This window comes from Microbacterium sp. ZXX196 (assembly GCF_009709595.1).
Taxonomy (GTDB): domain Bacteria; phylum Actinomycetota; class Actinomycetes; order Actinomycetales; family Microbacteriaceae; genus Microbacterium; species Microbacterium excoecariae.
On sequence record NZ_WMEE01000010.1, the window covers coordinates 1 to 18,670 of the forward strand.

Annotated in this window: 21 protein-coding genes; 12 read left to right on the top strand and 9 right to left on the bottom strand. The window is 74.2% G+C overall.

The genetic code is table 11. The features are described from left to right. Positions 1–784: 784 nt before the first annotated feature. Positions 785–1,915: a YcjF family protein gene (locus tag GJQ66_RS09425; RefSeq protein ID WP_155049082.1), complete on the bottom strand. Its 1,131-nt coding sequence runs from the start codon at positions 1,913–1,915 to the stop codon at positions 785–787. Between the two features lie 38 nt (positions 1,916–1,953). Continuing rightward, positions 1,954–2,304 (bottom strand): MerR family transcriptional regulator, encoded by a 351-nt coding sequence (locus GJQ66_RS09430; protein WP_155049083.1) that lies wholly within the window; start codon positions 2,302–2,304, stop codon positions 1,954–1,956. A 130-nt stretch (positions 2,305–2,434) separates the two neighbouring features. Between GJQ66_RS09430 and GJQ66_RS09435 the strand changes: the two genes are divergently transcribed. The 3 genes from GJQ66_RS09435 to GJQ66_RS09445 all read left to right on the top strand — a co-directional run bounded on the left by GJQ66_RS09435 (position 2,435) and on the right by GJQ66_RS09445 (position 5,523). Beyond that, positions 2,435–3,949 (top strand): SulP family inorganic anion transporter, encoded by a 1,515-nt coding sequence (locus GJQ66_RS09435; protein ID WP_155049084.1) that lies wholly within the window; start codon positions 2,435–2,437, stop codon positions 3,947–3,949. 67 nt (positions 3,950–4,016) lie between these two features. Continuing rightward, complete coding sequence (locus GJQ66_RS15385; RefSeq protein WP_155049085.1) at positions 4,017–4,970, top strand: CPBP family intramembrane glutamic endopeptidase; 954 nt, start codon at positions 4,017–4,019, stop codon at positions 4,968–4,970. Between the two features lie 73 nt (positions 4,971–5,043). Beyond that, complete coding sequence (locus GJQ66_RS09445) at positions 5,044–5,523, top strand: hypothetical protein (RefSeq protein ID WP_155049086.1); 480 nt, start codon at positions 5,044–5,046, stop codon at positions 5,521–5,523. A gap of 4 nt (positions 5,524–5,527) precedes the next feature. Here the strand turns inward: GJQ66_RS09445 and GJQ66_RS09450 are convergent, their stop codons facing one another. Continuing rightward, positions 5,528–6,304 carry an aminotransferase class IV gene (locus GJQ66_RS09450; RefSeq protein WP_155049087.1) on the bottom strand — a complete coding sequence of 259 codons (777 nt, stop codon included), beginning with the start codon at positions 6,302–6,304 and terminating at the stop codon, positions 5,528–5,530. A 56-nt stretch (positions 6,305–6,360) separates the two neighbouring features. On the opposite strand from GJQ66_RS09450, the gene GJQ66_RS14705 reads away from it, so the two are divergent. Together GJQ66_RS14705 and pabB are read left to right on the top strand one after the other, a co-directional pair. Next, on the top strand, positions 6,361–6,951 hold the full coding sequence (locus GJQ66_RS14705) for an aminodeoxychorismate/anthranilate synthase component II (RefSeq protein WP_230379506.1): 591 nt from the start codon (positions 6,361–6,363) through the stop codon (positions 6,949–6,951). Continuing rightward, positions 6,948–8,297, top strand: a complete 1,350-nt coding sequence (gene pabB, locus GJQ66_RS09455) for an aminodeoxychorismate synthase component I (RefSeq protein ID WP_230379507.1) — start codon at positions 6,948–6,950, stop codon at positions 8,295–8,297. Before GJQ66_RS14705 ends, pabB begins: the two co-directional genes overlap by 4 nt. Before the next feature lie 4 nt (positions 8,298–8,301). Here pabB and GJQ66_RS15295 read toward each other — a convergent pair whose 3' ends face one another. Continuing rightward, entirely contained in the window at positions 8,302–8,607 is a 306-nt protein-coding gene (locus GJQ66_RS15295; protein ID WP_368732849.1) for a hypothetical protein, read from the bottom strand. Between the two features lie 59 nt (positions 8,608–8,666). Between GJQ66_RS15295 and GJQ66_RS15390 the strand changes: the two genes are divergently transcribed. The 3 genes from GJQ66_RS15390 to GJQ66_RS09470 are packed head-to-tail and all read left to right on the top strand — an operon-like array spanning position 8,667 to position 10,197. Continuing rightward, entirely contained in the window at positions 8,667–8,888 is a 222-nt protein-coding gene (locus GJQ66_RS15390) for a LysR substrate-binding domain-containing protein (protein WP_368732856.1), read from the top strand. Between the two features lie 7 nt (positions 8,889–8,895). Beyond that, complete coding sequence (locus GJQ66_RS09465; protein WP_368732850.1) at positions 8,896–9,360, top strand: GNAT family N-acetyltransferase; 465 nt, start codon at positions 8,896–8,898, stop codon at positions 9,358–9,360. Between the two features lie 57 nt (positions 9,361–9,417). Beyond that, the gene (locus GJQ66_RS09470) at positions 9,418–10,197 is read left to right on the top strand and encodes an LLM class flavin-dependent oxidoreductase (protein WP_155049089.1); all 780 of its coding nucleotides are present in this window, start codon (positions 9,418–9,420) and stop codon (positions 10,195–10,197) included. Between the two features lie 120 nt (positions 10,198–10,317). Here GJQ66_RS09470 and aztD read toward each other — a convergent pair whose 3' ends face one another. The 4 genes from aztD to aztB are packed head-to-tail and all read right to left on the bottom strand — an operon-like array spanning position 10,318 to position 14,604. After that, complete coding sequence (aztD, locus tag GJQ66_RS09475; RefSeq protein ID WP_155049090.1) at positions 10,318–11,526, bottom strand: zinc metallochaperone AztD; 1,209 nt, start codon at positions 11,524–11,526, stop codon at positions 10,318–10,320. A 26-nt stretch (positions 11,527–11,552) separates the two neighbouring features. Beyond that, complete coding sequence (gene aztC / locus GJQ66_RS09480; protein WP_155049091.1) at positions 11,553–12,479, bottom strand: zinc ABC transporter substrate-binding protein AztC; 927 nt, start codon at positions 12,477–12,479, stop codon at positions 11,553–11,555. Next, complete coding sequence (locus GJQ66_RS09485) at positions 12,476–13,681, bottom strand: ABC transporter (protein ID WP_155049092.1); 1,206 nt, start codon at positions 13,679–13,681, stop codon at positions 12,476–12,478. The genes aztC and GJQ66_RS09485 overlap by 4 nt, the downstream gene beginning before the upstream one ends. Further along, the gene (gene aztB / locus GJQ66_RS09490; protein WP_368732851.1) at positions 13,678–14,604 is read right to left on the bottom strand and encodes a zinc ABC transporter permease AztB; all 927 of its coding nucleotides are present in this window, start codon (positions 14,602–14,604) and stop codon (positions 13,678–13,680) included. The genes GJQ66_RS09485 and aztB overlap by 4 nt, the downstream gene beginning before the upstream one ends. A gap of 54 nt (positions 14,605–14,658) precedes the next feature. Here aztB and aztA point away from each other — a divergent pair, with 54 nt between their 5' ends. The 3 genes from aztA to GJQ66_RS09505 all read left to right on the top strand — a co-directional run bounded on the left by aztA (position 14,659) and on the right by GJQ66_RS09505 (position 16,295). Further along, positions 14,659–15,273 (top strand): zinc ABC transporter ATP-binding protein AztA, encoded by a 615-nt coding sequence (gene aztA, locus GJQ66_RS09495; RefSeq protein ID WP_155049170.1) that lies wholly within the window; start codon positions 14,659–14,661, stop codon positions 15,271–15,273. A 69-nt stretch (positions 15,274–15,342) separates the two neighbouring features. Continuing rightward, positions 15,343–15,960, top strand: a complete 618-nt coding sequence (locus tag GJQ66_RS09500) for an acyl-CoA synthetase (protein WP_155049093.1) — start codon at positions 15,343–15,345, stop codon at positions 15,958–15,960. Further along, entirely contained in the window at positions 15,960–16,295 is a 336-nt protein-coding gene (locus tag GJQ66_RS09505) for an amino acid transporter (RefSeq protein WP_155049094.1), read from the top strand. The genes GJQ66_RS09500 and GJQ66_RS09505 overlap by 1 nt, the downstream gene beginning before the upstream one ends. On the opposite strand, the gene GJQ66_RS09510 is transcribed toward GJQ66_RS09505, so the two are convergent. Continuing rightward, positions 16,296–17,162 (bottom strand): fused MFS/spermidine synthase, encoded by an 867-nt coding sequence (locus GJQ66_RS09510; protein ID WP_155049095.1) that lies wholly within the window; start codon positions 17,160–17,162, stop codon positions 16,296–16,298. A gap of 124 nt (positions 17,163–17,286) precedes the next feature. On the opposite strand from GJQ66_RS09510, the gene GJQ66_RS09515 reads away from it, so the two are divergent. After that, a complete protein-coding gene (locus tag GJQ66_RS09515; RefSeq protein ID WP_155049096.1) occupies positions 17,287–18,654 on the top strand; it encodes an RDD family protein in 1,368 nt (455 codons plus the stop codon). The last annotated feature ends 16 nt before the right edge of the window (positions 18,655–18,670 follow it).

Sequence of the window (18,670 nt, forward strand, 5' to 3'; positions counted from 1 at the left end):
TCGCCGTCGTTTACCGCGCCGCCGTCATCCTCAACGCCGTCATCGCCTGGACCCGGCAATTGTCAGACACACCCTAGCCGGTCGTCCTCGCGCGATCGCGCCGGCAATCAATGACAATGCATGAGACTGGGGAGACTTGTGACTGATTCAACTGAGTGGTGCAACGCGTTGTACTTTCCACACGGGCGAAAAAAGCTCGGCGGTGTGTTCTGTCGGCTTCCAGCCGGGCACGCCGGTGAACACTGGTGCGAACATCAGGATGAGATGGATGAGTAGACCTAGTCAGCCGGGCGGGCGGTTCCCTACCAGCTCACCCCGCGTGAAGTCCGTCATCGAACGTCTAACGAGGAGTGAGTAGCGGATCGGGCGGAGCTGAAGGCCCAGATCGAGGAGCTGATGCGCCAGTACGGCGACGGTGAGATCGACGGCGATACCTATGCCCAGCGGATGATGGAGCTGACGGCGTCCGCTCAGGATTGATGGTCGCGAGTCTCGCGCGCGAAGTCTGTCCGGGGACTGGAACGCGGGCTGGCGACAGATGGACATTTACGTCGGCACGACGTGCTCGGGTCGGCGGACAACTCGTGTCTGGGCGCCGCAGCATGCTGCGGGTGCCGCGGACAACTCTGATCGATCTCTACAGTTCGAGGACGAATAGGGCGCGCCGACTGCTCGAGGGACGACCTACATGCCGGCGGGCGCAGTTACTCATCATCCTCGACGCGAAAATTATGAGTAGCACAGGTGCTCATGGTTTTCGGCGAGGATCGTCTTGGCCCCGCCCTTACCCCCGCCGGATCCGCTTCGTCGCCATCTCGCGGATGACGGATCCGGCGCTGGGGCCGAGGTCTTCCCACGCGTCGCCGACGCGAGCGAGGTCGAGCTTGCCGGCCTGCACGCGCTCGCACACCCGCACCCACGCCTCGCCCATCGCGTAGGTGAGCGCGAAGGCGACGGAGCTGCCGATGACGCTGCCCGCGCCCGGGATGAGCTTGAGGAAGCTGCGCGCGAGCGCCTGGCCCGTGATCTGCGCCGACAGCTGCGCGATCGTCGACGTCGACAGCATGGACGTGAGCTTCAGGTCGTAGACGGCGGCGATCTTCGCCATCATCGTCACCTGGATCGGCGCCAGGGCGGTCGCATCCGCGACGGGGAGGGGAACCGCGGTCGCGGCGGCAGCGGAAGCCGCCGCAGCAGCGATGATGGGCCGGGCCATCTTGCGCTTCCAGGGGAGGTTGAGTCGCTGAGCCACGCGAAACGCGTCCTTCTCGTCTTCCGGCGAGAGGGCGAGCGTCTCGGCCACGAGCTCACCGAGCCCAGGCCCCGCGCCCTTTCCGTGCGGCCCGTGCGCGGCGGTGGGGATGACGGCGTGCACCGGGAGGGGGATCCGGTTGCCGTCGTGATCGCGCGGATCCACGAGCCAGTCGCGAAACTCCGCCACGTCGCGCGGGAGGCGAACGGATCCGGTCACCGGGTGGCGCGAGAACTCCACCTTGGTCAGGACGAGGATGACGGGGAGCCCGGCCGCGTCGAGCTCGCGGATCATCGCCACGTCGGCGTTCGTCAGGCGGTCGGCGCGGGCGGCGACGCAGTACCAGACGACGGAGATCTGCTCCTCGGCGGGCCGGGCCGCGATCCGCGCGAGGTGGCCGCGCAGCGCCTCGGCCGGCGACGTGGCCGTCCCGATCTCGAAGCCCTCGACGTCCCAGATCCCCAGCACGTCGTCGTGGTAGTAGTGCACGCCCTCCGTCACGGGCAGCCCCTTGCCCACGCGGGCGAGATCGCGGCCGAACACGGCGTTGACGAGGGAGGACTTGCCCACCCCCGTGCCGCCGACGACGGCGAGGTTGAAGCGCCCGTAGCGCCGGCGGGCCTTGTCGTGCGCGTCGACGAAGGCCTCGTTCGTGTCGTTCATGGCACCCCCGGTCCGCAACCTATCGCGCCCGACGTGCGTCAGCCGAGACGCGCGATGAACTCGTCGGCCATGTCCACCTGCCGCGCCAGCTTCGCGCGGCGCTCGCGCGCGTCCTCGCGGAAGCGCTCGAGCGCGGCCGGGGCGTCCGGATCCGTGCCGTCGACGGCCGCCAGGAGCGCCGCCATCTCCTCGAGCGAGTACCCGAGGGGCTTCATGCGCCGGATGACGAGCAGCCGGTCGAGGTCGCCCTCGCTGTACTGGCGGAAGCCGCCGTCGGACCGCCCCGACGGCTTGACGAGGCCGACCTCGTCGTAGTGCCGGATCGTGCGCAGCGAGAGCCCCGTGCGCTCCGCGAGCTCGCCGATGTGCATGAGGGGCGCGTCGGTCATGGCTCTCCCGTCGTCGGGTCGTCGGTCAACCCTACCCTTACGTTACGGTAGGGTTGACCCGGTCCGATCGGACCATGTCCCATTCTTTCGCGCCGACCTGAGCCGCCGGTGCGCGCTGCCGAGGAGCCGCATGACCACCGTCACTCCCGCGCAGGATCCGTCCTCGCGCTACCGCATCGAGCCGACCGTCCTGCAGGCGCTGCGGAGCCCGCGGATCCTCACGCGCGAGGTGCTCGCGGGCCTCGTCGTCGCGATCGCCCTGATCCCCGAGGCGATCGCCTTCTCCATCATCGCGGGGGTGGATCCGCGGGTCGGGCTGTTCTCCTCCTTCGTGATGGCCGTCACGATCGCGTTCGCGGGCGGGCGCCCCGCGATGATCTCGGCCGCGACGGGCGCCGTCGCGCTGGTGGTCGCCCCGGTCGTGCGGGACTACGGGCTCGAGTACCTCCTCGCGACCGTGATCCTCGGCGGGCTCATCCAGGTCGTTCTCGGGCTCGTCGGCGTCGCGAAGCTCATGCGGTTCATCCCCCGCTCCGTCATGGTCGGGTTCGTCAACGCCCTGGCGATCCTCATCTTCTCCGCGCAGGTGCCGGAGCTGATCGGCGTGCCGTGGCTCGTGTACCCCCTGTTCGCGGTCGGGCTCGCCGTGATCCTCCTCCTGCCGCGCCTGACGAAGGTCGTGCCCGCGCCGCTCGTGGCGATCGTGCTCGTCACCGCCGTCGTCGTCGCGATGGGCATCGACGTGCCGACGGTCGGCGACAAGGGCGCGCTGCCCGACAGCCTGCCCGCGTTCCTCTTCCCCGACGTCCCGCTCACCCTCGAGACGCTTCGGATCATCGCCCCCTACGCCCTCGCGATGGCGGTCGTGGGGCTGCTCGAATCCCTCATGACCGCGAAGCTCGTCGACGAGATCACCGACACCCACTCGCGCAAGCCGCGCGAGGCGGTCGGGCAGGGGCTTGCCAACGTGCTCTCCGGCCTGTTCGGCGGCATGGGCGGCTGCGCCATGATCGGCCAGACGATGATCAACGTGAAGGCCTCGGGGGCGCGCACGCGGATCTCCACCTTCCTCGCCGGCGTGTTCCTCCTCATCCTCGTCGTGGTCTTCGGCGACGTCGTCGCGCTCATCCCGATGGCGGCGCTCGTGGCCGTCATGGTCGTCGTCTCGGCCTCCACGTTCGACTGGCACAGCGTCCGCCTCTCGACCCTCCGGCGCATGCCGAAGAGCGAGACCGCGGTCATGGTGATCACGGTCGCGGCGACGGTGTGGACGCACAACCTCGCCGTCGGGGTCGTCCTCGGCGTGCTCGCCGCGATGGTCCTCTTCGCCCGCCGCGTCGCGCACTTCGTTACCGTGACCCGCGAAGCCTCGGCGGAGGAAGCCCGCTACGCGGTCGTGGGCGAGCTCTTTTTCGCCTCGAGCAACGACCTCACGACGCAGTTCGCCTACGCGGAGGACCCGGATCGGGTCGTCATCGACATGTCGCGGTCGCACGTGTGGGACGCCTCGACCGTCGCCGCGCTCGACGCCGTTGTGACGAAGTACGCCGCCCACGGCAAGACGGCCGTGATCGAGGGCATGGACGGCGCGCCCGGCGACCTCCACCGCCGCCTCTCGGGCGGCCTCGGCGGCGGCGAGGGCTGAGCCGACCCGGCGCGGATCCGCCCTGCGGGGGAGGCGCGCGCGGCACCCTCCGCGAGACGATGGCACCGTGAACGCCGCCGACCTGTTCTCCCCGCACGACGCTCGACCGGGGATCCCGCCCGCGCGCGTGCCGTGGATCCCCGTCGCGGCCTTCCTCGCGATCGCGGCGGGGCTCGGCTGGCTCGTGTGCCTGCCGCTGTGGCTCGGCGACGGGCTGGCCTCGCCGCTGTTCCCCGTGGGCGCCGCGGCCCTCATGGCGACGCCGACGCTCGCGGCGCTCGCGGTGACGTTCGCGACCGTGCCCCGCGGATCCCGCGCCCGCTATCTCGGGCTGATCCCGTTCCGCCCGGTGGGGCGGAAGATCGCCCTGTTCCTGCTCGCGCCCGTCGCGCTGTTCGCGATCGCCTTCGGCGCCATGGCGCTCGCCCACGTCGCCGGCTGGTCGCTGATCGATCCCGGCATGACCGCGCTCGCCGCGCAGCTCCAGGCGATCGGCGGGCCCGACACCCTGACGTTCGTCGTCGTGCAGTTCGTCCTCGCGCCCGTGGCGATCGTGCAGGCGACCGTGCTCGCCTTCGGCGAGGAGCTCGGCTGGCGCGGCTACCTCACCACCGCGCTCGCCCCGCTGGGGTTCTGGCCCTCCGCCGCGATCATCGGCGTCGTCTGGGGGCTGTGGCACGCCCCCGTCATCCTCCTCGGCTACAACTTCGCGCGCCCCGACGCGGTGGGGCTCGCCCTCATGTGCGTGTTCACGCTGCTCGTCGGCGTGCTCCTGCAGTGGACGCGCTACGCCACGCGCAGCGTGTGGCCCGCCGCCGTCGCGCACGGCGCGCTCAACACCGCCTTCGCGTACCCGCTGTGGTGGGCAAGCGCGGGCGCGGATCCGTTGTGGGGATCCGCCGTCGGGATCCCGGGGTGGATCCTCCTGGCCACAACGATCGTCATCCTCGTTCTCACGCGCGCGTTCCGCCCCGCGCCCGACTGGACCCCGCGGCCGGACCCCCGGGCCGCGGGCGCCTGAACCACCCGGGCGGGGGAGGCGGATCCGCCCTGCGGGGGAGGCGGTCCCCTGCGCGGACGGGTGGACTGGTGACATGATCGAATCGCTCCAGTCGTTTACCGAATCCCTCCCCCCGGCCGTGCAGTGGGTGGGTCTGATCCTGCTGGGGGCGATCCCTTTCGTGGAGTCGTACGCGGGGTCGTTCGTCGGGGTGCTGGCGGGGATCCCGCCGGTCGTGGCCGTGGCGGCGGCGGTCCTCGGCAACGTCGTCTCCATGACGATCTTCGTGCTGTCGGCGCACGGGATCCGCTCCGCCGCGACCCGGAACCAGGAGCCGAAGGAGCTGAGCCCGCGCCGCCAGAAGCTCAAGGCGCGCTTCGATCGCTATGGCGTTGCGGGCGTAAGCCTGCTGGGCCAGCTCGTCCTCCCCAGCCAGATCACCTCCGCGATCATCGTGGGGTTCGGGGCGCCGAAGAACCGCGTGATCTTCTGGCAGGTCATCTCGATCGTGCTGTGGGGCGTCCTGTTCGCGGGCCTCGCGCTCGCGGGGGTGCAGCTTGCGGGGCGCTTCTGACGCGTCAGAGCGGTTCGCCCGGGATCGCCGCGTAGGTGGCGCGGAGCGTGTCGAACGCCGGGTGATCGGTCGGAAACGAGACCTCATCGATCGACGCGATCGGCCGGACGCCGACGCCCGAACTCGTCGCGAACGCGGCCTCCAGCGCGCCGAGCCGCTCGCGGCCGACGGGCTCGACGCGGCCGCCCGCGTGCGCCTCGAGGAGCGCGCGGGTGACGCCGGGCAGCGCGTCGCCCGCGGCCCACACGATCTCCCCGCCCGCGACGACGCCCACGTTCCACGTCGGCCCCTCGGCGAGGCGACCCCACGGATCCACGAAGATCGCGTCGTCGAACCCCGCGCGCTGCGCGAGCCGGCGCTGGCGCAGCGCCGCGAATAGGCCTGTGTGCTTGATGCGCGGCTCCTGGCGCCCGAACGGGGTGGACCGCAGCCGGAGCGGCGCGGGGGCGTGCGCGAGGGCGGGGCGCGGGGTCACGAGGATCCGCGGGTGCGCGTCGGCGCCCGGCCGCACGAGCGTGAGCGCGGGGTCGAACAGCGTGATGCGCACGACCACGCGATCGGGCTCGTCGGCGATCGCGGAGCGGATCCGGTGCCGCACGAGGTCGAGGTCGAGGTCGACGTCGAAGACCTCCCGGGTGTCGCGCGCGAGCCGGTCGAGGTGGAGGCCGAGGCCCCGCACGCGCCCCGCGTCGACGTCGATCGTCGTGAAGTGCCCGAAGCCGAGGAGGGCGAGGGGGGCGAGGTCGGCCGGATCCGCCGGCGCACCGTCGAGCTGCTGCATGCCCCCAGTGTGCCGCGTGGACGGCGGATCCGCGGGCGGCGGGGGAGAATGGGCGGATGACCGACGCGACCGCCCCGCCCCGGGTGCTCATCGTCGACAACTACGACTCGTACACCGGCAGCGTCGAGCAGCTCGTCTGGGCCGAGACGGGCGCGCGGCCGACCCTCGTGCAGAACGACGCGGTCGACCCGGCGCGCCTCGACTCGTTCACCCACATCGTCCTCGGCCCCGGCCCCGGGACGCCGCACGAGGCCGCCGACGTCGGTCGCGGTCTCGACGTGCTCCGCGCGGCCCGCGTGCCCGTGCTCGGCGTGTGCTTCGGGTTCCAGGCGATGGCCGTCGCGCTCGGCGGATCCGTCGTCCGCGCCCGCCCCGCGCACGGGCGGGTCGAGCGGGTGACGCACGACGGATCCGCCCTGTTCCGCGGCGTGCCCCGCACGTTCGACGCCGTCCGCTACCACTCGCTCGTCGTCGCCGAGCCGTCGCCCTTGCGGATCACGGCGCGCGCGGCCGACGGGACCCCGATGGCGGGGGAGCGGCCCGAGGCGGCGTGGTGGGGCGTGCAGTTTCACCCCGAGTCGATCGGCACGCCGGACGGGCGGCTCATGGTCCGCGCCTTCCTCGCGCAGGGACGGGGCCCGCGATGACGTGGACGCTCACCTCGGACAGTCGCCCGCTCGCGGGCGCCCCCGACGCGATCTTCGCGCACTTGTACGGCGACCGGCCCGTCGCCGTCTGGCTCGACAGCGCGCAGCGCGCGTACGGCATGGGGCGCTGGTCGCTCCTGGGCGCCCCGGAGACCCCGCGCGACGACGTCATCCGCGCGGACGACGACGCGGTCTGGGACGCGCTCGCCGCGGCCGTGACCGCCCACCCCGTCGCGCCCGCCGGCCTCCCGTTCGCGGGCGGGTACGTCGGATCCGTCGGGTACGGCGCGAAGGCGATCGGCGCGGGCGAACCGGGACCGGGCCCCGCCGCCGAGCTCGTCCACCTCAGCCGCTTCCTGCTGATCGACCACGAGGAGGGGCGGATCCACGCGGTCGCCGTCGGCCCGGAGGGCGAGACGCGCGAGGCCGGCGCCTGGGTCCGGCGCGCGCTCGAGGAGGCGGCCCGGGCGCCGGACCTCGCGGATCCGCCCCCGGCGGACCCCGCCGGCCCCGCCTCGGCGAGCGTGAGCCGCGCGGGCTACGTCGCGGACCTCGCGCGGGTGACGGGCTGGCTCGAGGCGGGCGACTCGTACGAGGCCTGCTACACCTACGCCCTCGCCTTCCCGTTCGCAGGCGACGGGTTCGCGGCGTACCGCCGCCTCCGCCGCGGCAACCCCGCCCCCTACGCCGCCTACCTCCGGTTCCCGGGCCGCGAGGTGCTCTCGTGCTCGCCGGAGCGCTTCCTCGCCGTGACGCCCGGCGGCCGCGCCGAGACGAAGCCCATCAAGGGCACGGCGCGCCGCGACGCGGATCCGGCGCGCGACCGGGCGGTGGCCGACGCGCTCGCCGCGGATCCGAAGACCCGCGCCGAGAACCTCATGATCGTCGACCTGCTGCGCAACGACCTCGGCCGGATCAGCGCGCCCGGGTCCGTCGAGGTGCCGCGGCTCATGGCGGTCGAGAGCTACGCCACGGTCCATCAGCTCGTGACGAGCGTGACTGCCCAGCTCCTCCCGCGGGAGGCGGCCGGCGTCCGCGCGGCCGAGGCGCTGTTCCCGCCCGGATCCATGACGGGCGCGCCCAAGCGGCGCACGGTCGAGCTGCTCGACCGGCTCGAGAGCGCCCCGCGCGGGGTGTACGCGGGCGCGATCGGGTTCTTCTCGCGCTGCGGATCCGTCGACCTGTCGGTCGTCATCCGCACGGCCGTCCTCGCGGGCGGATCCGCCACGATCGGCACGGGCGGCGCGATCACGATCGACAGCGACGCGGAGGCGGAGGCGGACGAGACGATGGCCAAGTCCGAGGCCGTGCTCCGGGCGTTCGGTCGCACGCACCCCTGGGCCTGAGGCGCTACGCGACGGGCGCGGCCTCCGGCGCCGGGGTCTCCCGCTCGACGGCGCCCGTCGGGCGCGCGCCGCGGGCCAGCCGGGTGGCCCACACCTGACCGCCGATCACGGCCGCCATCGCGAGCGCGAAGCCGGCGGCCTGCGCGGGGGTGAACGTCTCGCCGAGGATCCCGACCCCGATGGCTGCGGCGACGAGCGGCGAGAGCGCCGGGAGCAGCCCCGACGCGGCCGCGGCGACGCCGCCGGGGAGGCGCTCGGCCGCCACGAACAACAGCGGGAAGAACAGCCCGATGTTCAGGGCGCCGAGCACGAACGCGCGCCCCCACCAGCGGCCGCGCGCAGACGGACCATGCGTTTCAGGCCGCCGGGATCCGCCGCGACATCGCGTTCGAGGCGTGGCACGCCGACCACATCCTCGGCCTCGTCGCGGCGGACCTCGCGGTCGCGATGCTCGCCCCGGCCGTGGCGGAGGGCGCCCCCGGCGTCGTGGCGATCCCAACGACGGGCGCGGCCGAGCGGGTCGAGCACCTCGCCTGGCACGCGACCGACCCGAGCCCCGCCGCCCGGGCCTTCGTCGCGCTGGTCGGATAATGGATCCGTGCCGCTCGAGATCCGCGAAGACGACCTGACCCACCCCGCGACCCGCGCCCTCGTGGCGGGGCACGTCGCGGAGATGCGGGCCGGATCCGCCCCCGAGCTCGTGTACGCGTACGACCTCGAGCGGCTCCTCGCGCGCGGCGTGACGCTGTGGTCGGCGTGGGACGGCGACGCCCTCGCCGGGGTCGGCGGGCTCGCGGAGATCGGGCCCGGCCGAGGCGAGCTGAAGTCGTTCCGGACGCACGCCGACCACCTCGGCCGCGGCGTCGGACGGCGGATCCTCCGGCACGCGCTCGCCGAGGCGCGGGCCCGCGGCTACGCGTCGGTGTGGCTCGAGACGGGCACCGCGCCGTCGTTCGACGCCGCCCGGCACCTGTACGGCAGCGAGGGCTTCGTCCCGTGCGCCGCCTTCGGCGACTACGTCGACAACCCGCTGTCCCACTTCATGCGGCTCGACCTGGCCTGACGCGCGCGCCGGTTCCCGGAGTTGACGGATCCGGGGGGCGTCCGGTGGGGTGGACGGATGAACCACAGGCGCGTGTCGTTGGGAATCGCCGGGGAGCTCGGCGCGAAGAAGGCGGCCGCGCTCGCGCCCCGTCTCGAAGAAGCGGGCTTCCGGACTCTCTGGATCAACGAAACCCCCGGGACGAACGCGCTCGAGGTCGCCGCCGCGGCCGCGCGCGAGACGGAGAACCTCCGCGTCGCGACGGGCGTCATCCCCATCGACCGCCGCTCGGTCAGCGAGCTGCTCGACGATATCGAGCGCCTCGAGATCCCGGCGGACCGGCTGACCCTCGGCATCGGATCCGGCCAGATGCGCCGCGGCGCGCTCGCGGCGGTCGAGCAGACCCTCGCCGAGCTGCGCGCGGGCACCGATGCGCGGCTCGCGCTCGGCGCGCTCGGGCCGCGCATGCGCGAGCTCGCGGCGCGGCACGCCGACGCCCTCGTGCTCAATTGGCTGACGCCCGAGGCGGCCCGGGAGCAGGCCGAGGCCTTTCACGCCGTCCAGCCCGCCGGGGAGGTCGTCCTGTACGCGCGGACGAACGCGGAGCCGTCGGCCCGGGGCCGCCTCGAGGAAGAAGCCGACCGGTACGGCGGCTACCCGGCCTACGCGGCCCACTTCGCCCGGCTGGGCGTGACGGCGCGCGACACCGTCCTGCCGCCCGAGCCGGACGTGGAGATCGCGCCGCGCCTCGACGCCTACACGGCGGCCGTCGACGAGGTCGTCCTGCGGGCCATCACCCCCGGCGACCACACGGACGAGTTCCTCGCGTTCCTCCCGCTCGCGCGCACCGAAGCCTGACCCGCGCGGGCGGACCGCGCCCCGGGGACGGAAAAGGGGGCGGGATCCGCAGTGGATCCCGCCCCCACGCCCCGCGCGTGCGGGGCGGCGCGCGGATCCCCATATCCGCGCGGGTCTTGATCAGCCCAGGTTGACTGCCATCTCGTTCGGCGCCGCCGGGAGGGCGTCGCTCTCGGCGAGCACCTCGCCCGTGGCGAGGTCGACCGAGACGACGCGGTCGTTCGCCACGTCGGCGACGTACGCGACGGATCCGTCGGTCGTCATGGCGGGGTGCGGGTCCTGCCAGTCGGCCGGGCCCTCCCACGCGTCGATGACGGGGAACTCGTCCGTCACGTCGCCCGTGGCGGGGTCGAGCACGTGGATCGCGCCGTCGGTGCCGAGGATGTAGGCGAGGTCCTCCGGCCCGCGGACGGCGCCGCGCCAGGTGTACTCGATGCCGCCGAGGTCGGCGACTTCGTAGGTGTGGGCCGCGGTGTCGATCAGCGCGACGGATCCGAGGAGGTAGCCCTCCGCGTCGGGGTCGTTCTTGTAGTCGCCGACGATGATCGGGCTCGTCTCGGAGACGTAGGCGTTACCCATACGACCGTACTCGTCCGGGGCCTCGAACTTCTCGAACGCGCCGTCGTGGAACAGCAGCGCGCCGTTCTCGCAGCCGAAGATGACGGCCTCGCCGGCCGCGGTGCCCTCGCCGTGGATGCCGGGGCACGCGTCCGAGGAAGCGAGCTCGTGGTAGTGGTCGTCGTGCGGCTCGAGCGCGACGGCGCCGGAGCGGCTCGTCGCGTCGCCGACGGTCGTCACGAGGGTGCCGTCCTCGAGGACGATGGACACACCGTGGTGCGCCTCCTCCGCCTCGTAGGTGGTGGTCTCGGGGAGCGCGCCGTCCGAATCGAGCAGGGCGGTCGTGTCGAGGATCGTCGTCTCGCCCCAGCCGTCCGAGTAGAGGACGGTCTTCCCGCCGTGGCGGACGACGTGGCCCGCCGCGTCGGCCGCGATGACCGTGTCGGTGAGATCCGGCGCGGCCGTGTCGAGGACCTGGAAGCCCTCCGAGGTGGTGACGAACACGTTCCGGCCGTCGCCGACGGCGTTCAGGCGCGTGAAGTCCTCCGACGCGAACGACTCGACGACCTCGAGGGTCTCGGCGTCGAGGACGAGGACTTCCCCGGCGACCGAGACGGCGAGGCGGTCCCCGGCCGCGACGTCGGCGGCCGCGGCGGATCCGGCGTCGGCGGATCCTTCCCCGGCGGATCCGCTCGCGCAGCCGGTCGCGATGAGCGCGACGGCCGCGAGGGACGCCGCCCCCGCGAGGGCGCGTGTGCTCCTGGTGAACATGGTGTTCCTTTCGTGCTGTGGGGCGCTCACGGTGCGAGGCCGTGGGCGATGCGCTCGGTGTTGGCGCGCATCATGGACAGGTAGGTGTCGCCGGTCTCGCCCGGCTCGGCGAGCGACTCGGTGAATAGCGGGGTGACGCCCACGTCGATCCCGGCCTCGGAGGCGAGCACCTCGATGAGGCGCTCGGGCTGGGATGAGTCCGCGAAGATCGTCGCGACGCCGGCCTCCTCGATCGCGCCGGCGAGGTCGGCGAGGTCCGCGGCCGACGGCGACGCGAGGGTCGTGCCGCCCGGCACCGCGGCGCCGACGACGGTGAAGTCGAAGCGCTCGGCGAGGTAGCCGAACACGTGGTGGTTGGTGACGAGCTGGCGCGCCTCAGCCGGGATCGCGGAGAACGCCGCCGACATCTCGTCGTCGAGGTCCGCGAGCTCGGCGCGGTACGCGTCGGCGTTGTCGGCGATCGCCGCGGGGTCGATGCCGTCGAGGGCCGCGACCTCCTCCTCGAGCGCGTCGACGACGTCGACCATGCGCGCCGGATCGGTCCAGAAGTGCGGATCCGGGCCCTGCGCGTCCTCGCTCGAGTACGCGACGACCTCGATGTGGTCGCCCGCGACGAACCGGTGGGCACCGGCTTCGGCGGCGGCGACGAGGTGCTGCTCCACGCCCTCCTCGAGCCCCAGGCCGTTCGAGACGACGAGGTCGGCGTCGTGCAGGCGCGACGCCTCCTGCGCCGAGATCTCGAAGGAGTGCGGATCCGCGTTCGGCTTCATGAGCGTCGTCACGGTCGCCTCGTCGCCCGCGATGCGGGTCCCGACGTCGCCCAGGATGTTCGTCGTCACCTGGATCTGGGGGTCGTCCCCGGCCGCGGCGGCCCCGCAGCCCGCGAGCGCGGCGGGCAGCGCGAGGGCACCGGCGACGATCGCGGCGGCGCGGCGGATCCCCCGGCCCGTCATCGCCCGACCTCGACCGCGGCGTCAGGGTCGGTGGGCGTGGCGATCTCGCGGGCGATGCGCGCGCCGTCCGCGTAGTCGATCTCGTAGACGAGCCCCGCTTCGGGAGAGGTCAGGTATGCGCGCTCCGTGTCGACCGTGAGGGTCGCGCCGGCGGGATCCTCGACGAGCGGATCCGTGGATCCGCGCTCCTGCCCCGCCTCGTCGAACACGCGCACGGCTCCCGCGGCGTCGACGGCCACGAGGTGGCCCGCCGCGTCGTCCGCGGCGACCACGCGGGCGAGGTCGGCGTCGATGTCGACGTGGGTCCACTCCGCCGCGCGGGTGTCGAGCAGCCACACGCCCCCGTCGCCCGCGAGCGCCGCGACGGTCGGGCGGTTCTTGCGCCCCGCGAAGTCGCTGGCGAGCGCGCCGCCCTCGGGGAGCGCGACCCGCTCGATCGCGGCGTCCGCGCCCTCGCCCGTGACGAGGAGGGCGCCGTCGGCGCACCCGATGGCCGTGCCGACGCGGGTCGTGATGGCGCCCGTGGGGTCGGCGCACGCGACCGCTTCGCCGGCCGCGCCCGAGGGGTCGTACAGGGTGGCCGTGTCGGCGCCCGACCCGTCGGCGACCGCGACGAGCGCGCCGTCCCCGACCGGGGCGACGACGCCGGACGTCGCGCCGGTGGAGACGCGGAAACGCTCCGAGATCTCCCCGTCGTCGAGGGCCGTCATGTCGAGCGCGACGGCCTCGCCGGATCCGGCGAGGAAGACACCCGTCGTGCCCGCCGAGGACAGCGGCGTCGTCGTGACGTGCGCGGGTCCGTCGCCGGGGAGGGATCCGACGACGCGGGGCTCGGCGAGGTAGTAGTGGAAGTGGTCGCCGTGGTCCCACGTCCACGCGCCGCCGTCGACGATGTCGACGCCGTCGGCGGTCGTCACGAAGGCGAACCGGCCGTCCGAGGCGACGCCGGCGGGTGCGCCGACCCGGCCCAACGCGCTTTCCTCGCCGGAGAGGAGGTCGACGAGGCCGACCTCGCCCTCGGCAGAGACGGACAGGATCCGGGACTGCGGCTCGGACATCTCTTGCGCACCGTCGACGGCGCCGTGGCCCGCTGCGGGCGCGGACGAGGAGGAAGGGGGCGGGGCGGTCGCGGTGCCGGAGGCGCAGCCCGCGAGGGCGAGGGAGGCGAGGGCCGTGGCGGGCAGGAGGGTGCGTCGGATCATGTGGAGCTTTCGATGCCGGGGTGTGCGGGTGCGGGCGAGGCCGCGGTGACGGGGGTGCGGGTGCCGGCGGGCGCGGGGGCGCCCGGGGCGTGGGCGGCGTGGGTACGGCGGGTGCGGCGCAGCGCGGCCGACGCCGCACCCGAGGCGCCCGCGAGGAGGATGGCGAGGCCCGCGATCGTGGGGCCCGCGGCCGTCGCGGCGTGCCAGGAGATGAGGAGGCCGCCCCAGACGGCCGCGACGCCGAAGGCCGTGGCGAGCGCCATGGTCGCGGGGATCGTGCGCGTCCACCGGCCCGCGGCGACGGCGGGCGCGAGGAGCATGCCGACGACGAGGAGGGATCCCACCGCCTGGTACGAGGAGACGATCGCGAGCGTGACGAGCCCCGTGAGCGCGACCTGCGCGAGGCGCGGGCGGAGCCCCAACGTCTCGGCGATGCGGGCGTCGAACGCGGCCGCGACGAATGGGCGGTGCATCGCCCAGGCGATGCCCGCCGTCGCGACGAGCGCGGCCGCGAGGAGCGCGAGGTCCGCCGGGCCCACGGCGAGGATGTCGCCGAAGAGCATGACGGTCGCGTCGGTGGCGAAGCTCGCGGAGTGGGACACGATGATGATGCCCGCCGAGAGCATGCCGACGAACAGCAGCCCGATGCTCGTGTCGTACGACAGGCGCCCGCGCCGTTGCAGCGCGCCGATCGCGGCGCTCATCGCGACGGCGCTCGCGGCGCCGCCGAGGATCACGGGCCAGCCGGCGAGCGTGGCGAGGGCGACGCCAGGGAGCATGCCGTGCCCGATCGCCTCGCCGAGGAAGGCCATCCCCCGCGTGACGACCCAGGTGCCGACGATGCCGCAGATCGCGGCGATGAGGACCCCGCCGGCGAGGGCGCGGGCCATGAAGTCGGCGGCGAACGGATCGAAAAGGAGCACGAGGAGAGACCGTACATGACAATGAGAACGGTTATCAATTACATTAGAGGGGTGATGACCCTCCCGCTCCGCGCCCACGGAATCTGCTTCGCCTACGACGGCGTCGACGTCCTGCACGACGTCGACGCGGCGCTCGAGCCCGGCGTCGTCACCGCGATCGTGGGGGCGAACGGATCCGGAAAATCGACGCTCGCGGAGATCCTCGCGGGCGTGCGCGAGCCGCGGGCGGGGCGGGTCGAGCGCTCGGGCGACGTGGCGCTCGTCGTGCAGCGCGCGGCGGTGCCCGAGGCGCTGCCGCTCACGGTGCGCGAGGTGGCCCAGATGGGCACGTGGCGGCGCCGACTGCCCCGTCGCGAGGCGCGCGTCCGGGCCGAGGCGGCGCTCGGTCGGGTGGGGCTGGGTGATCTCGCGCGGCGCTCGTTCCACGCCCTCTCGGGCGGGCAGCGCCAGCGCGCGCTCATCGCGCAGGGCATCGCGCAGGACGCGCCCGTCATGATCCTCGACGAGCCGGCCGCCGGGCTCGACGCCGAAAGCCGCGCGCGCGTCCGGCGGATCCTCGCGGACGAGGCCGCGCGGGGCCGCGCGATCGGGTGGGTCACCCACGACGAGGAGGACATCCGGGCCGCGGATCGCCTCATCCACCTCGCGGACGGCCGCCGCGTAGCCTGACGCCCCGGCACCTCCCAGCGTGCGGCCAAATAGGATGGGGTCATCCCGCCTGAGAACCGTGAGGATCCCATGCACGTGCGCTTCACCTCGCCGGCCGCCGACCGCGCCGTCGTCCTCCTCCGCGCTCTCCTCGCGGCCGCCGCGGCGCTCGTGGTCACCTTCGTGCAGGACCGCACGCCCGGGTTCGCGCTCGCCGCCTTCCAGATCTTCGCGTATGCGACCGCCGTGCTGCTGTTCGCCGACGCGCTCTTCGTGCGCGGGCGCCGCTCGCCCTCGCTGTCGCGGGTCCTCGCCGCGCTCTACCTCATCGCGGGGGCGCTGTGCACGCTCCTGCCGGGCGACCCCGCCGCGGTGTTCCACATCGTCGTCATCGGCTGGGCCGCGGCCGCCGGAGCCGTCGAGCTGATCGCGGGCATCGCCGCCCGCCGCCGGCGCCCGAGCCCCGAGGCGCGCGACGCGATTGCGGTCGGCGGGCTCACGGCGCTCCTCGCGGCCGTCTCCCTCGTCGTCTCGCCCGGGTACGCGCTCGAGTACGCGATCGAGGAGGCGGGGCGCTCGTTCACCCTGACCGGGACCATCATCGGCGTGGGGCTCTTCGGCGGCTGGGCCGCCCTCGTCGCCGTGTACCTCGCGATCGGCGCGCTCTCGCCGACGCCGCAGAACAAGCCGCTGTCGAAGGACGCCTGATGACCGAGAAGCAGCCCACCCGCCGCGACCTGATGAAGCCCGTGCAGCTGATCGGGATCGCCCTCGCCGCCGCCCTGTTCGCCGGTTTCGTGACCGCGATGTCGATGGGCGCGTTCACCGGATCCGGCGGCGAGATCGCCCAGGCGGCGTGGCGCATGGCCGCCATCATGGCGGGAATCGTCTTCATCGTCGTGCTGCTCGTGCTCGCGCTGCTGCTCCTCGTCGTGGATCCGCGCGACGTCGCGAAGCCGCACGACGGCCCCGTGCTCCTGCCGAAGGACGACGAGGGCGACGGATCCGCGGAACAGCCGTCCAGTGACGCCTCGCGCGAGTAGTTACCGCCCCGGCAGGAGGCGCCGGAGCGCGTCCGACATCTCGTCGAGCGCCGCGATCGCGCGCGACGCGTCGGGGAGGTCGGGCTCGGGCGACCACTGAGCCTCGGCGTCCGTGAGGGGCGCCGCGTCGTCGACGATGCCGTCGAGGTCGGTGACCAGCGCGCCCTTGGACGGGTCGCCTCGCAGCTCGGCGCGGATTCGCTCCGCGTCGAGCTCGGCGTCGCTCGCGACGAGGCACGCGTTGCCGAAGCGCAGGCCGCCGAGGGAGGACCCCTGCACGATCAGCGCGACGTGCGGGAATGTCTCGCGCAGGCCCGCGAGTTGGCGCCGCGTGAACTGCAGCGGCGCGCCGGCGACGGAGTTCACGACGAGCCGGCCGCCGGGGGCGAGCGCGCGCCGGGCCGCCCGGGCGGCCTCGACCGAGGAGAAGGCCGGGGGGATCCGCCCGCCCGCGAAGACGTCGATCGTCACGAGATCCGCGGATCCGGGCTCCGCCGCCTCCAGCGCCGCGCGCGCGTCGGCCTCGCGCACCTCGACGCCCTCCGGCGCCGGGAAGCGCCCCGACGCGAGCGCGACGAGCGCCGGCTCGATCTCCCACACGACCTGGCGGGATCCGGGCCGCCGGTCGGCCACGACGCGGGGGACGGTGAGGAGGCCGCCGCCGAGATGCGCGGCCCGAACGGGCGCGCCGCCGCCGATGGCGGCCGACATCCAGCGCGCGTAGGCGAGGACGGGGGCCTGGCCGGGCGGGCCGACGTGCGACTGCGCGACGCCGTCGATCACGAGCGTCCAGCCGCCGTCTCGCGGGCTGAGGCGCGCCACGCGCCCGTCCGCCAGGGTCAGCTCGTTCGCCGCACCATCCTCCACGCCCCGATCCTCGCACGCGCGGCGCGCGCCGGCGGGCACTTCTCCCCACCGCGATTCGGCCCCGCGATCGGTAACGTGTTCCCTCGGGCGGATCCGCCGCCCGTGCACCCGGGGGAGGTGGCGCGTGACGACGATCTGGGAGCTCGACGAGGGCGAGCGTGAGATCGAGGGTATCCGCGCCGACGGCACCCCGGATCCCGCCTACGCGGCGGCTCTCGGGATCCTTCCCGCCCCCTACGGGCGCCGGGCGCTCGCGGTCGCGATCGACATCGCCATCTACGCGCTGGTGCAGCTCCCGTACGCGCTCGGCACGCTGCCGCTCGTCCTGCTCTTCCTCCGCGCCGAGGTGAGCGCCTACGGCTTCCTCACCCACCCCCAGTTCCTCCTCGCCATGATCATGGCCGGCGTGACCGCGGTGCTGACGCTCGCGCTCGCGGTCGTGCAGCTCGTCCTCCACGGCCGCCGCGGGTTCACGATCGGCAAGGCCTCGGTCGGGGTGCGCACCATCCACGTCGCCACCCTCGAGCGGCCCGGCTTCTGGCGGGTTGTGTGGCGCGTGGTGCTCGTCGGCGCGGCCGGGCTCGTGCCGGTGGCGGGCTACGTCGTGATGTTCCTGTCGGTCATGTGGGATCCAGAGCGCCGCGGCCGCGCGTGGCACGACCGCGCCTCGAGCGTCTGGCTCATCGACGTGCGCCGCGGCCTGCAGCCCTACGACGACAAGCGCATGCGGATCGCGCGCAAGATGGTGCGCGTGGAGGCGGCGCCCGAGGCGCCGGAGTTGCCGTCCCTCGCGACCCACTCGGGCGCGCCGGAGGCCTATCGCCCCGCGGGCCGCGTGAGCGCGGGCGTGCTCGGCGTGGCGCGCGCGGGCCGCGGCGCCGAGGGGGCTGTGGGCCTTGCCGCCCGGCCGCCGCGGCAGGCGGATCCGCAGGCCCCCGCGATCGTGCTCGGGATGCCCGCCGACCTCACGTCGGCCCCGCCCGCGGCCCCCGCGCCGCGCGCCCCGGAGCCCGCGCCCCGGGTCGATCCGGCGCCGCGCGCGGACCCGGCCCCGCGGCCCGCGGAGCCCGCGCCCCGGGTCGATCCGGCGCCGCGCGCCGAACCCGCCCCGCGGCCCGCGGAGCCCGAGCCCGACCCGCTCCCCGCCGACCCCGCCCCCGCCGCGCCAGCGTTCCGCCTCGTCCTCGACACGGGCGGCGCCCTCGCGCTCGCGGGCCCGATCCTCGTCGGTCGCGACCCGCAGGGCGACGGCGGCTTCGCGGGAGCGCGGCCCGTCGCGATCCCCGACGACACCCGCTCGATCTCGAAGACGCACGTCGCGCTCGCGCCGCGCGCCGACGGCGTCGAGATCCGCGACCTCGGATCCACGAACGGCACCTCGATCCGCCGGGGCGAGGCCGAACGGCCCGTCCCGGCCGGCACCTCCGTCCTCGTGCGGCCGGGCGACGTCGTCGCCTTCGGCGACCGCACGATCCGAATCGAGCGCGCGTGATCCTCGCTCGCACGGC